Origin of the sequence: Acetivibrio ethanolgignens (assembly GCF_001461035.1) — a bacterium.
Taxonomy (GTDB): domain Bacteria; phylum Bacillota; class Clostridia; order Lachnospirales; family Lachnospiraceae; genus Velocimicrobium; species Velocimicrobium ethanolgignens.
This window is the reverse complement of record NZ_LNAM01000161.1, coordinates 15,669-29,123: the sequence shown is the minus strand read 5'-3', so window position 1 is coordinate 29,123 and position 13,455 is coordinate 15,669. Positions and strand designations below refer to the sequence as shown.

The window sequence follows — 13,455 nt, the reverse complement described above, 5'->3', positions numbered from 1 at the left end:
GTGAACTGTTGTTCTTTTATTACTTTTCCAAAATCGGAATTTCCTATAATGTAAAAAAATAGTCTTTTTCCGTTAAGATAAACTCTAGCTTGTCAACACTTTTTCCTAACCGGCTTAAAAAACAATCCAGCCAAAATGCATCTATTACCCGCTCTCCCAATTCTATTTTCGATAAATCCTTTTTCTTACACACACCCCGACAAAGTTCACTTTGTGAAAGCCCTTTTTCCTCTCTCAGTTCTCTCAGCATTATCCCCAGTTTTTCCAAATTCATATATCACATTTCCCCTTATATAGCTTTTATAAAAACTTATCAGACTAACGCATTATTGTCAAATTTGGTAAATAAAAACTGCCAGAAGAAGGCCGCACTCTCTTGAGTACCGTCTACCTCCGACAGCTTCATCTCTTAGCCACGGTTTAATTTTCTTCTCTTAATTACCTTCAACCTGGTAAATTCTTCCCTTTCCTTTTCCTCCAGAGCATTCTGGATACTGACCACCAGCTCAGTATATCTTGGAATCGTAATATTCTGAAGAGCATTGGCTCGCTTCTGGGTCTTTTTAATATTCGTTGCCAGACGATAAGCTGAATTTTCTATCATAGACAAACGAAGAGTCAGCTTCTTCACCTTATCAAAATGGAAACATGCCTCATCCAAGGAAATGCGGGTATCATAAAAGCCATATTCCGGCTTCCTCTCTTCTTCTGAAAACTCCACCAGAGGAATTTCCGTACCCATAATACTTCGCAGCTTAATCTGGATGCTGTCATCCACCGGCATGGTTTCTGCAATTTCCGCCACGTTATGAATACCCATCTCTATATTTGCCCGCTGCAGAGCACGATAGGCCTCACTAAAGGTGGTATCTATCTCATTCTGGATATCGGATGCTTCATCAATCAGCTGCATCAGCTCCCGAATCAGAATATTTCTTTTCTTATCCATCAGCTCAAAGCCCTGTCTTGCCAATGCCAGGGAATTTTTTGCCAGAATCAGGTTTCCTTTGGTGGGAAATGTATTTGGATCCATAAAAATCCCCCTTTATTCTTCTGACGGTTTATAATACTTGTCAAGAAGCTTTGTATTAACTCGATCCAGCTCTTCCCTTGGCAGGATAGATAACAGCTTCCAGCCCAAATCCAGGGTTTCTGTAATGGAACGGTCCTCGTTGTGTCCCTGGGCTACAAAGGCTTCCTCAAAGGCTGTACCAAACTTTAAATATTTTTTATCAATTGCAGATAGCTCATCCTCACCGATAACACTTGCTAAAGCCCTCGCCTCCCCCACATGGGCATAGGAAGAAAACAGCTGATTCGCCAAATCCTGGTGATCCTCTCTGGTATATCCCGCTCCAATACCATCCTTCATAAGACGAGACAGCGAAGGAAGTACGTTGATTGGCGGATATACCGCCTTTTGATGTAGCGGACGGTCAAGTACAATCTGTCCCTCCGTAATATAGCCGGTCAAATCCGGAATCGGATGGGTAATATCATCATTTGGCATAGTTAGAATAGGAATCTGGGTTACACTTCCCTTTCTTCCCTTTACAATGCCAGCTCTTTCATAAAGAGCTGCCAGTTCACTGTATAGGTAGCCCGGATATCCCTTACGGCTTGGGATTTCTCCTTTGGAGGAGGAAACCTCACGCATAGCTTCGGCAAAGGAAGTCATATCTGTTAAGATAACCAGGATATGCATACCCTTTTCATAGGCCAGATACTCAGCCGCAGTCAGAGCCACCTTCGGTGTAATCAGACGCTCTACGACCGGGTCATTTGCCAGATTTAAAAACATCGTAACATGGGAGCTTGCTCCGCTTTCCTCAAAGGTACGGCGGAAGAACTCTGCCACGTCATGCTTAACACCCATGGCGGCAAAAACAATCGCAAATTCCTCATCACTGTTCTCACCCAGGGAAGCCTGCCGCACAATCTGAGCTGCCAGCTCATCATGAGGCAGACCATTACCAGAGAAAATCGGTAGCTTCTGTCCACGAATCAGCGTTGTCAGACCGTCGATTGCTGAAATACCGGTTTTTATATAGTTTCTTGGGTATTCTCTGGATACCGGGTTTAACGGCTGTCCATTTACATTTACCCGCATCTCCGGTACAATTGGGCCAAGTCCGTCGATTGGCTGTCCCAGGCCATTAAAGGTACGGCCCAGGATTTCCTCAGAAAGACCTATCTCCATCGGGTGTCCGGTAAGTTTCGTATGGGTATTTTTAAGAGACATTTCATCTGTCGATCCAAAAACCTGAATTACTGCTTTATCCTCATATACCTCTACAATACGGCCCATTTTCTTTTCTGTGCCTTCTACTGTAAATTCTACAATTTCTTCATAGGAGGCGTCACGCACACCCTCTAACACAATCAGCGGCCCACGGATTTCACTCAGGCCAAGATATTCGATTGACATACGTTCATCTCCTCCTTACGCATTTGTCGCCATCAGGCGGTCATAAAATGCATCAATCTGTTTTTTGTACTCATCAAATTTATAGAGCTCTTTATTCGCCACATCATATTTTATACCGATGAGCTTTTCAAAAATAGCATCCTCACGAATCAGGCTCATCGGCATATTCATAGCTACCAGCCGCTTGCATTTATCGTACAGGTATAGGATAATCCCCATCATCTTATATTGCTTTTCCATCGGCACATAGGTATCCTCCGGATGAAAGGCATTCTGCTGCAAAAAGCCCAGCCGTATGATACGGGCAATCTCTAAAATCAGCTTCTGGTCATCCGGAAGCACATCACTTCCGATTAATTTTACGATTTCATTCAGGCTGTTTTCCTGGCTTAAAAGACTTAAAATCTGATTACGGCAGTCCACAAAATCAGGGCTCACCTCTGAGGTATACCACGGTGCTAAGTCCTGCATATATTCGCTATAGCTGGTAAGCCAGTGAATGGCAGGGAAATGTCTGGCATAGGCCAGAGATTTATCCAATGCATAAAAGCATCTTACAAAACGCTTGGTATTCTGGGTCACCGGCTCAGAAAAGTCACCACCCTGTGGCGATACAGCTCCGATAATCGTAACACTTCCTTCTGTTCCATTTAAATTGCCCATAAAACCGGCTCTCTCATAAAAAGCGGACAAGCGGGAAGCCAGGTATGCCGGAAAGCCTTCCTCTGCAGGCATTTCCTCCAGACGGCCTGACAGCTCACGAAGAGCCTCTGCCCAGCGGGAAGTGGAATCCGCCATAATTGCTACATGGTATCCCATATCCCGGTAGTATTCTGCCAGAGTAATGCCTGTGTAAATACTTGCCTCACGGGCTGCTACCGGCATATTAGAGGTATTAGCAATCAATACCGTCCTTGCCAGCAAAAGCTTACCACTCTTTGGGTCTTCCAGCTTGGAAAACTCCTCTAAAACATCTGTCATCTCATTACCACGCTCACCGCAGCCAATATATACGATAATATCTGCATCAGACCACTTGGCAAGCTGATGCTGGGTCATAGTCTTTCCTGTACCAAAGCCCCCTGGAATAGCAGCCGTTCCACCCTTTGCAATCGGAAACAGACTGTCTAAAATTCTCTGTCCGGTAATTAACGGGCGGTTCGGTGCAAACCGTTTTGCCACAGGTCTTGGGATACGAATTGGCCATTTCTGGGCTAGTGTCAGCTCTTTTTTACTTCCATCCGGACATTCAATCGTTACAATCGGGTCAAAAATCCGGTATTCTCCATCCGGCAAAGCCTTAACCACCTTACCCTTTACCTCGGGTGGTACCATGGATTTATGAAGAATTGCTTCTGTTTCCTGAACCTCTGCAATAATACTTCCACCGTAAATGTAATCGCCTTCCTTAACGGTAATATGAGTTTCCCACTTTTTCTCCGTATCCAGGGAATCCACACTAACTCCTCGTGGAATAAAGGCTCCTGCCGTCTTCGCAATTTCTGAAAGAGGTCTTTCAATTCCGTCATAAATATTACTCAAAATACCAGGTGCCAGCGTTACACTGATAGAGGCTCCTGTTGAGACAACCTCTTCTCCCGGTTTTAAGCCGCAGGTTTCCTCATACACCTGTATCGTTGTCATATCCTTTGTGAGTCCAATAACCTCACCTACCAGGCGGTCTTTTCCTACATAGACCATTTCTGCCATCTTAAATCCCAGATTACCCTTCAGGTAGACTACCGGACCATTAATTCCATATATCTTTCCTGTTGCTTCCACCGAAGCTCCCTCCTTTACAGTGCAAATGAATCCTTTTCTTCCTCCAGCTTTGTCAGGAAGGAACGGTCAATCAAAATATTCCTCTCTGGAATAACTGCCCGGGTACCGCCGACAAAATCCATCGTACTAACTGTCAGCACTGCACCTGTTACCTTTTCCAGAGCTTCCTTTTTTGCCTCATCCGTAGGATTAATATAAATGGTAATCATATCTCCCCGGGCAAAGGCCAGGGCATCCTTAATCTGTTTTTCAAGGCAGCTTACATATTCTTCTGTTTTCATATACTCTAAAAGCCGCTTTTCTACATCAGAAAACAACTCCTTTTTCAATTCATCTGTTTTCTCGTTCAGCCGCCTTCTAAAATTCAAATGCTCTACTGCCATCTGATGATTCTTCTCCTGCACCAGCTTCTGACTTTCCATTTCCAGTAGAGAGGCCGTCTTCCGGCTTATCATTTCTTCGTGATCGTTAAGCATCTTTTGTAAGGAGTCCTCATACTCTTTTATCATTTCCTCACTCTTTTGATTTGCATCTGCAAGAGCCAGCTCACGGAAAGAATCCAGCTTTTCATCGATTGTCATAATTTTCCTCCTACAGCTTCAAGCCTATCGCTTCATTTACATAATTCATAATAAAATCTGGATCTCTTCCGGTACCATGCCGATCCGGAATCTCTACAATCAAGGGAAAACGGCGGTTTAGCTTTACTTCATCAACAATCTCCGGAAACTGCCGTCCAAAGCCCTCTGTCAAAAGAAGCACTCCCAGCTCTTTATCCTCAAAAGCCTTGGTAAGCTGCTCCTTCAGATGCTTTTTCGAGTGGATAACCACTCCTGGCACTCCAACCAGCCGCATTCCTGTGTAAGTATCCACATTATCACTAATCAGGAACATTTTCATAGTAAATTCCCTCTTTTCTTCGTATTAGCCTAAAATAGAGAAGGAAATCAGTAATCCGTACAAGGCAATAGACTCTGCCAACGCAACGAAAATCAATGCCTTACCCATGATAGAAGAATCCTCACTTAATGCACCTAAGGCTGCTGATGCTGCCGATGCTACTGCAATACCGGCACCGATACAGGATAAGCCGGTAGAAAGTGCTGCTGCCAGGTATTTCCAGCCATCTACAGAGGCTGCTACCGTCTGGGCAGCTGCCGCTGTTTCCGCTGCAGATACCTTACCGCTGAATAACAGCATATCTGCAATCACCAGAGTACCAAAGAAAAATACGGCATTGAAGCCAAGAGCTGCCTTAAAGCTTCCCTCCTTCTTCTTACCGAAAAAGTAAATTCCAAATGGAAGTAACATACTAAATACTAAAATTGATGCAATAATCATTTTGATAGACATAACTATATCCTCCTGTATTGTTTAAAATTATTATTTACTGATTTACCTTAAATGGCTGGAATGGCCGACCGCTTCCACTGTAAAAACGGCTGAACATCTCATAATACTCCAAACGAAGTACCTGAATACCTACAACCAAGCCTTCCAGGCCGGTTACCAAAATATTACCCAGTACAATGATAATAAAATTCGGATGTCCACTCTCCAGGCCTGCTAACGTCATAACAACACCCATCATACCAGCATGAGATAAAGCAAAGGCTCCTACACGAACAAAGGAAATCGTATTCGTTGCATAGCTTAATACCACATCAAAAAGCTCTACAAAGGCCTCTACCAAAAACATTGCCTTGCTTCCTGCCGGAAACAGTTTCTTCTTGTGCTGAAGAAAATTGTTTAACGGCTCCTTTAAGAAAATAGCAATCAGCGGCAGACCAATCAACACCGCCAATATTGATGTGCCCGGAAGCGTATAGCCTGCAAAAACAAGTCCTACAGCACCAATGGCTGTACCATAAGCCATAAGTCCTGCAATACCGCTAGGGTCCAGTACCGCTTTTTCAAAATCCCTATTTTTCACAGCATTGAAAATATGAAGCAGCATTGCAATTAAAATCAGCACTACACCAAATACAATCGCCATCATAAGGGTTGTCATAATATCTGACATCGGCCGTCTCCAAAGTGCTGGTAAAACATCCTCCAGACCGAAGATACTTCCATACAAAAATCCAAAAATTGTAGAAATACAGCCTGCCAGGGCCACAATACCTGCCAGATTCATTTTCTTATATTTATAAAGCAAAAAACCGCCAATCGCTAGACAAAGACCTTGTCCTACATCACCAAACATAATTCCAAACATCAGGGAATAGGTGAGACCTAAAAATACGGTAGGGTCCAGCTCATTATAAGCCGGAAGGCCATACATTTCGACAAACATCTCAAAAGGCTTAAAAAGCTTTGGATTTTTAAGCTTTGTCGGCAGCTTATCAATTCCGCTCTCCTTACTTCCCCGCATAATGCAGTAGACATTTTCATCTCCTTCGATTTCCTTTAAAAAGGCTTTCGCATCCCTTGCCGTCATCCAGCCGCACAGAATATAAAATACCTGATTAGAGGCTTCATCATTGGTACAGGCTGCCAGCTTTCGGATGTCAAAATTCTCCGAGTGCTTTTTCAGACTGTAATAAGCACATAAAATATCATCCCTTTGTGCCTCCAGTGCTTCCGAAAGCTTTGTTTTCAGCTTCTTTAACCGGCTTCTGACACTCTTCATTTCCTTTACCATCCTCTGATAAACCTCTTCCGGGGTTCCATCAAACTCCTCGGGCAAAATCTCTTCTTCAAAGTGAAGAATTGAAAACATTGCATTTACCCGTTCCGCTGCCGTGGCCGGAACAAAATAAATACCCCAGACATAGTCCATGTTCCTGCCACATTCATAAAAGATAGCATCCATTCTGTCATAAGCATACAGCATGAATTTCTGATAATACTCCAGCGGAATTTTTCCAAATCGGTATTTTATAAACTTAAAGTCCTTGATTACCTTTAAGTCATATTCCATCATACGGTAAGGCTCCAGCTGGGAAAGCTCTTTGGAAATCCGTTTCTTTTCCGCCTTCAGCTTCTCTCTTTCATCTGCCAGCCCAATAATCGTCTCCATTGCTTTGTCAATTATACGAGTAGCTTCCTCATCACTCATTTCCCGGTTCTGGATGTAGGTTTTATCCGGCATCCGCTCTAAAATTACTTCTGCCTTATTGAGAATCTCCCGATAAGGGTTGGTTTCCAGAAAAGGGTGTACCTCCTGAACCTTACTGAGCTCTGTCATTGCATTTTCCAGATGAATTTCATACTTACTAAGATAGGTGTTTATCATGCGGTCAAGATCCTTTTTAGGCCCCATGATATTCAGATATTTCATCCGTTCAACCAATGCTTCCACCTCCTAAAATTATTGCTTGTATTATTCCTGTAAAATGTATTGTATTGCCTGGCCCGCATCCATCTGATAACGGATACATTCCAATGCTGTTGTCAAACGGTCAATTTCCCGCATTTTATCATAAAGAAGACAATATACTGCACTCATGGAATAAGGATACTTCTTCCTGTTCTCCCGATAAGCATGTGCCACATTATCCTTGTAAAACTGCTCTACAGAAGCTTCTTCCTTAAGCTCCGAGTAATAGGTTTTTTCCAGCATGTGCAAAAATTCTTCCGGTGTATAACAACCAGCCAGCTCCATAAGCTCTGCCTTCCGAAGCTTATAGAAAACTGGTATTAGTGCGGGCAATGCCTCTGCATCCGTACTGTTATAATATTTTTTTGTACGATAGATCCATAAAATATTAAGTAAATCTATCTGCTTTCCATAAATGTCTTTTAATGCACGTTTATCAGATCCGGCAAATTCCTTTTCTATCGTTTCCCAGATGCGGGTAAAGCAAAAGGTGTCCAACCGCACTTCTATTGCATGGGGATTTATAGGTGTATGCTCCATCAATTCTTTTAAAAGCTTTCCGTAAACACTTCCCTGTAACGCAGCTGCAAACTCTATGATACTATCTGCCTCTATGACAGCTTCCAGCTTCACATCGGAATACTTTTTTAAAAACTGCATTGACAGGTAAATTCCATCCTTGCTGCTACCACTTGCTGTCCGGTGCAAGCACAGCTTCAGCCAGTCCGTCTCCATTCTCCAGAATATCAGCCTAAGAATCTTTCTCTGCTGCTGGTTACAAAAACGATAAAGCTTCTCATAATCCTGATAGAAGGAATAATTAAGAAGTCCTTCTATTTCATTGCGGTGAAAGGAATTCTCCTCCCTGCCTTCAAATAACTGCCGGTAGCTCTGCCTGGTCTTCAGAAAACCAATAAAATCCGCTACACTTTCCATAGAAGCTATTTTTTCATATTCTTCTTTGGTAAACAGCCGTGCTCCCATTGCTCTCGCCTTTGTCACAATGCCACTATAGCTTAATATTCCGCTCATAGGCTCACACTCCCGTTATTTTTTCCAGCATCGCTTCTGCCATTTTGTCATGATTCTTTCGATAATTACTCTCTAGCTGGGAAAGCTCCTCGTCCAGAGCCTTAACCAGCATCTGATGCTCGCTGCCTATTTCTTCATTCATTTCACGACGAAGCTTATCAAGCTTTTCCTCTGTCGCCTTTTGTGCAGCATTATCCAGCTTTTTAAGCTCTTTTTGATAATTCTCATAAATTTTGCTTTTCTTTTCCGCAGCACCCTCAAGAATATCCTTTGCCTGCTCTTCTATCCCATGCAAAAGATTAATGATTTTTTCCATACCGCACCTCTTTTCTGAGCTTAAAGTCCCTTTTAGTTCACCTTATTATAGTCCCCTATATCAAAAAAATCCAGATACAATTTTTAGGAATTTCCAGTCCGTTTTGTAATTTTTTTGTCAAATTTGACTTTATTCCCTTCTTCTTATTATAATATTGCATATAAGTTTTATTTAGGAGGTTTTTATGCGACTGAGAAATATCCCGGGAGCCCGGGAAACCCTTGCCGAGAATGATTTTGTTCTCCAGGATCCGGCTCAATATAAAGGAAGCTTTCACACTCTCTTTGGCAATAGCAACCCAATCCACATCGAAATCGGTATGGGAAAGGGTCGTTTTATTACAGAGCTTGCCAGACTTCATCCAGACATCAACTACCTGGGTATGGAAAAATACTCCAGTGTACTTATTCGTGCCCTGGATAAAATAAAGGAGAATCCACCATCCAATCTTTACTTTCTCCGTATGGATGCGGAGGATATTGCGGAAATATTTGCCCCAAACGAGGTAGACCGTATCTACCTTAACTTTTCCGACCCCTGGCCAAAGGATCGCCATGCCAAGCGACGACTGACCTCTTCCCAGTTCTTAGAACGCTATGATAAAATCCTAACTGCAGACGGACAGGTTATTTTCAAAACAGATAACCGCCCTCTTTTTGACTTTTCCCTGGAAGAGATCGAAAAAAGTGGCTGGATTCTTGACAGCAAAACCTACGACCTGCATCACAGTGAGTATATGGAGGGCAATGTCATGACAGAATACGAAGAAAAATTCTCCGCTCAGGGAAATCCGATTCACCAAATGACTGCCCACCGCATAAAATAAGATATCCAAGAATTGCAGGAGGATATCATGGCTACCTGGCAACGAAATCTTCAAAGGATGTTCCGCAACAACCCCGGATTGAATCAAAAGGCTCTTCAATTGAAAAAATCCTGGGATGAGGTTGCCGGTATCATCGAAAACCCAAAGAAAAAAGGAAAAAACAGGAAATAATCAACGGGTTTTTCCTGTTTTTTTGCTATTTTCAAAGTTTTTTTAATTTTTTTAATTTTTTTTAAAAAAAGGCTTGCATTTTTCTTCCGCATGTAGTATTATAGTTCTTGCGTTCAGGAAATACAAATTACTGAAGCACACAAGAAGAAAGTGAGCGCGATTAGCTCAGTTGGTAGAGCACCTGACTCTTAATCAGGGTGTCCAGGGTTCGAGCCCCTGATCGCGCACTTTAAGTCCTAGTTTGACGACAGAGCTTCGTTGGGTTGGGGCTTTTTTCGTGCTTTCAGACAGATAGAAAGGCTCCAGGAAAATGCCCCGAAGCCTTAATTTTTGTATCTCAATAATTCCTGTATGAGATTGGGGAGGCGATTGTAATAAAGAAGGGTGGGGAGCTGACCACTATGGTCGCCCCGATAGTACCGGTGGATGGTATTCCGGAAGTCAAAATATCGGGAAGTTCAAAAAAGTGGATTCCTATGTGATGTGAGACATCGAAATAAAGAAAGGAAGTGTATATATAATATATGAAAAAAAGAATTTATATGATGACATTAATATTAATGGTCGGACTTTGTATTGGCTGTGGCAAAGAGGGAACAGAAAGTAATGTTCTAAGCATTGAAAGTAAATCTTCTCAAGTTGAAGAACAATCCAACTCTGCAAGCATAGCAAGCAAGGATATCGAATTGAAGGATACTCTAAAAATGGATTTCACTTATGACTATTCTGATGATATCAAGGCGGATGTTGACTATGTGGTATCAGGTTCAGCATCCCTGCAAAAGGAATTGGAGAATATTGAGAAGATTATTCAAAAGTACACTCCGTTAGCACAGGCAGCTCAAACCCAGGGAGAAATGAATACATCATCCAGATGGTTTTTCGTAATATGGGATACCGAATTAAATAAGCTTTGGAGCAGATTTAGTAAGTCTGCTGATCAGCAGACAAAGGAGAAGCTCCTTGCAGAACAGAGGAACTGGATAGCCCTGAAGGAAGAAGTGACATTACTGAGCCTTGGGTTCGGCGAAGAAAATGGCAGCATGTATCCTCTCCTTCAGAATTCCTTCTTGGAGGAGATTACTAAGAATAGAGCTTATGCTCTTGCAAATGAGTTGGCAAAGATAAAGGGTGAATCTTTTGTCATGCCGGAAAAATCAGCAAAGTACGGTTTGTTTGTAGACAACCAGGGAACTGGCAATGTATACAGCTTTCTGATTACTCGGCAGGAATGGGCAGGAGATGATGAGGCAATTATCTCCATTTACAGACAGGGTGAAACAGAAGGAACCTTTGTTGACAACGGAAACGGAGAGCTAGCTTTCACATCAGATGATGGAAGTGTAAAAGGAATCATCAAAATTAACAGATGGAATGGTGCAAGTTTCAAAGTTACTGAGACATCAGGAGAGTCTGTTTTCTCTGTAGGAGAAGAAGTCAAATTTCCTTTTGCATTTTGATAGATACGAAGAAAAATTTTATGTCAAAAAAGAGCTGTCCCTTAAGCAGGTTTCTGCTTCATAGGACAGCTCCTCCTATTTTCCATCTAACAATCTGAAATTAACCTTGATTTAAAAGTTCTAAAATATCCGGCAGAATTTTATCTACCTCATCATTTGGAAGCTGACAGGTGCCTGCATTTTTATGTCCGCCACCTCCGTACTTCAAGCAGATTTCTCCAATATCTACCTTAGAGCTGCGGTTTACAATAGACTTGCCAATCGTAACTGCTGTATTCTGCTTCTGGAAACCCCACATTACATGAACAGAAATCTTTGTCTCCGGATACATCGCATATACCAGAAAACGGTTGCCTGTATAGATGGTTTCCTCTTCCTTTAAAGGAAGCACCACTACATCCCCAACTATCTTATGCACCCGTTCAATCTGGGCTTTAAATAGCTCCTGCTGCTCAAAATACATGTCCACACGCTCTTTTACATCCGGCAGATCCAGAATCTCCTTTATCGTATGCTCCAGACAATAATCAATCAATTCCATCATTAAATCGTAATTGGAAATGCGGAAGCTATGAAAACGTCCCAGGCCGGTTCTGGCATCCATCAAATAGCTAAGCAGTACCCAGCCCTGTGGGTTTAAAATGTCCTCCATTGTAAACTGTGCTGAATCTGCCTTATCTACAGCCTCCATGATTTCATCTGTAATCCGCGGAAGCTTCTTCCTGCCTCCATAATAATTATAAACCACTCTGGCTGCAGATGGTGCAGCTCCATCAATAATATGATTTGGTTTTGATCCACCGGCTCTTGTCTCCTCACTGGAATGATGGTCGAAGGCCAGCTTCACACCCGGTACATATGGGAGATTCGTTGTAATATCCTTGTCTGTTACCGGGATTTTGCCATCCTGCATATCCTTCGGATGAACAAATTTAATGTCCTCAATCAGGTCCAGTTCCTTCAAAATCATAGCACAAACGAGTCCATCAAAATCACTTCTCGTTATTAAACGGCATTTTTCTGACATATGTAAATCCTCCTTAAAACGCTTTTTCACATTATACCACATTTTTCTTTTTTTGGGAATGAATTCTTTAGTCACAGAATATAGATGTAGGGAAAGGAGATTTGCTTATGTCAGATTATAAAAGATTTGTTTCCTATCTCTACTGCTACGACAACGGAATTAAGAAAAATAATATCGGCTACGCCAGAGTCGAAACTCGCAGAGGCCAATGCAAGATTACAATACATATCAAGCTGTTAAGTCTCTCCCATGCCGTTTTAGACACCTATTTATTTTACCGAAAAGGCAATCGCATTATCGGTCTGCCTCTTTGCCCTCTCAACGTAAAAAACTCTGTTGGTGACTGCCAGGCTGTCATTTCCTCGGACAAGGTTGCAGGCTCCGACCTTCCTTTTTCCATGATTAGCGGCATTATTATCACTGTTTCCAAAAGCCGCCTACTGGGTACAGAATGGGATGACCTACCAATCCTTCCTTCTGTCTTTCAGACGGAAGCCGAGGCTAATGGCTATGAAAATGTATCCGCTGCTGATTTAACCCTTGTAGCTGAGCCAACAGCAGAAGCAGCCATGGAAGAATCCGCAGTGGAAGAGCCCGTGGTAGAAAATCCGACAGTGGAAGAACCAGCAGCAGAAGAACCAGCACCAGAAGAGCCACTGGCTGTCAAAACAGCATTATCGGAAAATCCAGCACCTACCCCAGCTGCTCCGCCATCTATCGAAAGCTCCATCACCAACTATCTGCTAATTGATCCAGCCTACATAGACCATCTTTCTCCGGAATACAATGGTTTAAAGCAGAACAGCTTTCTGCTGCATGGCTATGATTCTTATCGACACCTGATTCTGGCTAAATGGCTGGTAAGCTCTCCAAAGCTTACCGCGGCTGATACCGTCACAAGCGAAAACAGTCCTGAACTAGAAGACCTGGACATCTTTTATCAGCTTGGTGTGCCTGGTATTTATTCTGACCGAGAAAAGTCCATTGCCGAAAAATTTGGCTTTGCTGAGTTTAAAACAACGAAAAACACACCCCTAAGATACGGTGATTTTGGCTATTGGCTCGTACCGGTAAATTTTTAACCGTTTGGC

At 42.6% G+C, this 13,455-nt stretch carries 15 protein-coding genes and 1 tRNA gene; 5 read left to right on the top strand and 11 right to left on the bottom strand.

Going from position 1 to position 13,455, the window contains the following annotated elements; translation table 11 throughout:
- Window positions 1-43: 43 nt before the first annotated feature.
- The 10 genes from ASU35_RS10640 to ASU35_RS10595 all read right to left on the bottom strand — a co-directional run bounded on the left by ASU35_RS10640 (window position 44) and on the right by ASU35_RS10595 (window position 8,880).
- On the bottom strand, window positions 44-274 hold the full coding sequence (locus tag ASU35_RS10640) for a helix-turn-helix domain-containing protein (RefSeq protein WP_058353003.1): 231 nt from the start codon (window positions 272-274) through the stop codon (window positions 44-46).
- A 135-nt stretch (window positions 275-409) separates the two neighbouring features.
- The gene (locus tag ASU35_RS10635) at window positions 410-1,033 is read right to left on the bottom strand and encodes a V-type ATP synthase subunit D (protein ID WP_058353002.1); all 624 of its coding nucleotides are present in this window, start codon (window positions 1,031-1,033) and stop codon (window positions 410-412) included.
- Between the two features lie 12 nt (window positions 1,034-1,045).
- Window positions 1,046-2,428, bottom strand: a complete 1,383-nt coding sequence (locus ASU35_RS10630) for a V-type ATP synthase subunit B (protein WP_058353001.1) — start codon at window positions 2,426-2,428, stop codon at window positions 1,046-1,048.
- A 15-nt stretch (window positions 2,429-2,443) separates the two neighbouring features.
- Window positions 2,444-4,210 carry a V-type ATP synthase subunit A gene (locus tag ASU35_RS10625; RefSeq protein ID WP_058353000.1) on the bottom strand — a complete coding sequence of 589 codons (1,767 nt, stop codon included), beginning with the start codon at window positions 4,208-4,210 and terminating at the stop codon, window positions 2,444-2,446.
- Between the two features lie 14 nt (window positions 4,211-4,224).
- On the bottom strand, window positions 4,225-4,791 hold the full coding sequence (locus tag ASU35_RS10620) for a V-type ATP synthase subunit E (protein ID WP_058352999.1): 567 nt from the start codon (window positions 4,789-4,791) through the stop codon (window positions 4,225-4,227).
- Window positions 4,792-4,801: 10 nt separating this feature from the next.
- Window positions 4,802-5,110, bottom strand: coding sequence for a V-type ATP synthase subunit F (locus ASU35_RS10615; protein ID WP_058352998.1), 309 nt, complete (start codon window positions 5,108-5,110; stop codon window positions 4,802-4,804).
- 24 nt (window positions 5,111-5,134) lie between these two features.
- Window positions 5,135-5,563, bottom strand: coding sequence for an ATP synthase subunit C (locus ASU35_RS10610; RefSeq protein ID WP_058352997.1), 429 nt, complete (start codon window positions 5,561-5,563; stop codon window positions 5,135-5,137).
- A 34-nt stretch (window positions 5,564-5,597) separates the two neighbouring features.
- Complete coding sequence (locus ASU35_RS10605; RefSeq protein WP_083504253.1) at window positions 5,598-7,505, bottom strand: V-type ATPase 116kDa subunit family protein; 1,908 nt, start codon at window positions 7,503-7,505, stop codon at window positions 5,598-5,600.
- Between the two features lie 30 nt (window positions 7,506-7,535).
- Window positions 7,536-8,564, bottom strand: a complete 1,029-nt coding sequence (locus tag ASU35_RS10600; protein ID WP_058352996.1) for a V-type ATPase subunit — start codon at window positions 8,562-8,564, stop codon at window positions 7,536-7,538.
- Between the two features lie 4 nt (window positions 8,565-8,568).
- Window positions 8,569-8,880 (bottom strand): hypothetical protein, encoded by a 312-nt coding sequence (locus ASU35_RS10595; RefSeq protein ID WP_058352995.1) that lies wholly within the window; start codon window positions 8,878-8,880, stop codon window positions 8,569-8,571.
- A gap of 184 nt (window positions 8,881-9,064) precedes the next feature.
- On the opposite strand from ASU35_RS10595, the gene trmB reads away from it, so the two are divergent.
- From trmB to ASU35_RS10580, 4 genes are all read left to right on the top strand, one after another.
- Window positions 9,065-9,706, top strand: a complete 642-nt coding sequence (trmB, locus tag ASU35_RS10590; RefSeq protein WP_058352994.1) for a tRNA (guanosine(46)-N7)-methyltransferase TrmB — start codon at window positions 9,065-9,067, stop codon at window positions 9,704-9,706.
- A gap of 27 nt (window positions 9,707-9,733) precedes the next feature.
- On the top strand, window positions 9,734-9,877 hold the full coding sequence (locus ASU35_RS19295; RefSeq protein ID WP_156059411.1) for a hypothetical protein: 144 nt from the start codon (window positions 9,734-9,736) through the stop codon (window positions 9,875-9,877).
- 154 nt (window positions 9,878-10,031) lie between these two features.
- Window positions 10,032-10,104 (top strand) — tRNA-Lys (locus ASU35_RS10585).
- Window positions 10,105-10,401: 297 nt separating this feature from the next.
- Window positions 10,402-11,337: a lysozyme inhibitor LprI family protein gene (locus ASU35_RS10580; RefSeq protein ID WP_058352993.1), complete on the top strand. Its 936-nt coding sequence runs from the start codon at window positions 10,402-10,404 to the stop codon at window positions 11,335-11,337.
- A gap of 100 nt (window positions 11,338-11,437) precedes the next feature.
- On the opposite strand, the gene ASU35_RS10575 is transcribed toward ASU35_RS10580, so the two are convergent.
- Window positions 11,438-12,364 (bottom strand): DHH family phosphoesterase, encoded by a 927-nt coding sequence (locus ASU35_RS10575; protein ID WP_083504252.1) that lies wholly within the window; start codon window positions 12,362-12,364, stop codon window positions 11,438-11,440.
- A gap of 107 nt (window positions 12,365-12,471) precedes the next feature.
- On the opposite strand from ASU35_RS10575, the gene ASU35_RS10570 reads away from it, so the two are divergent.
- Window positions 12,472-13,446 carry a hypothetical protein gene (locus tag ASU35_RS10570; RefSeq protein ID WP_058352991.1) on the top strand — a complete coding sequence of 325 codons (975 nt, stop codon included), beginning with the start codon at window positions 12,472-12,474 and terminating at the stop codon, window positions 13,444-13,446.
- Window positions 13,447-13,455: the final 9 nt, after the last annotated feature.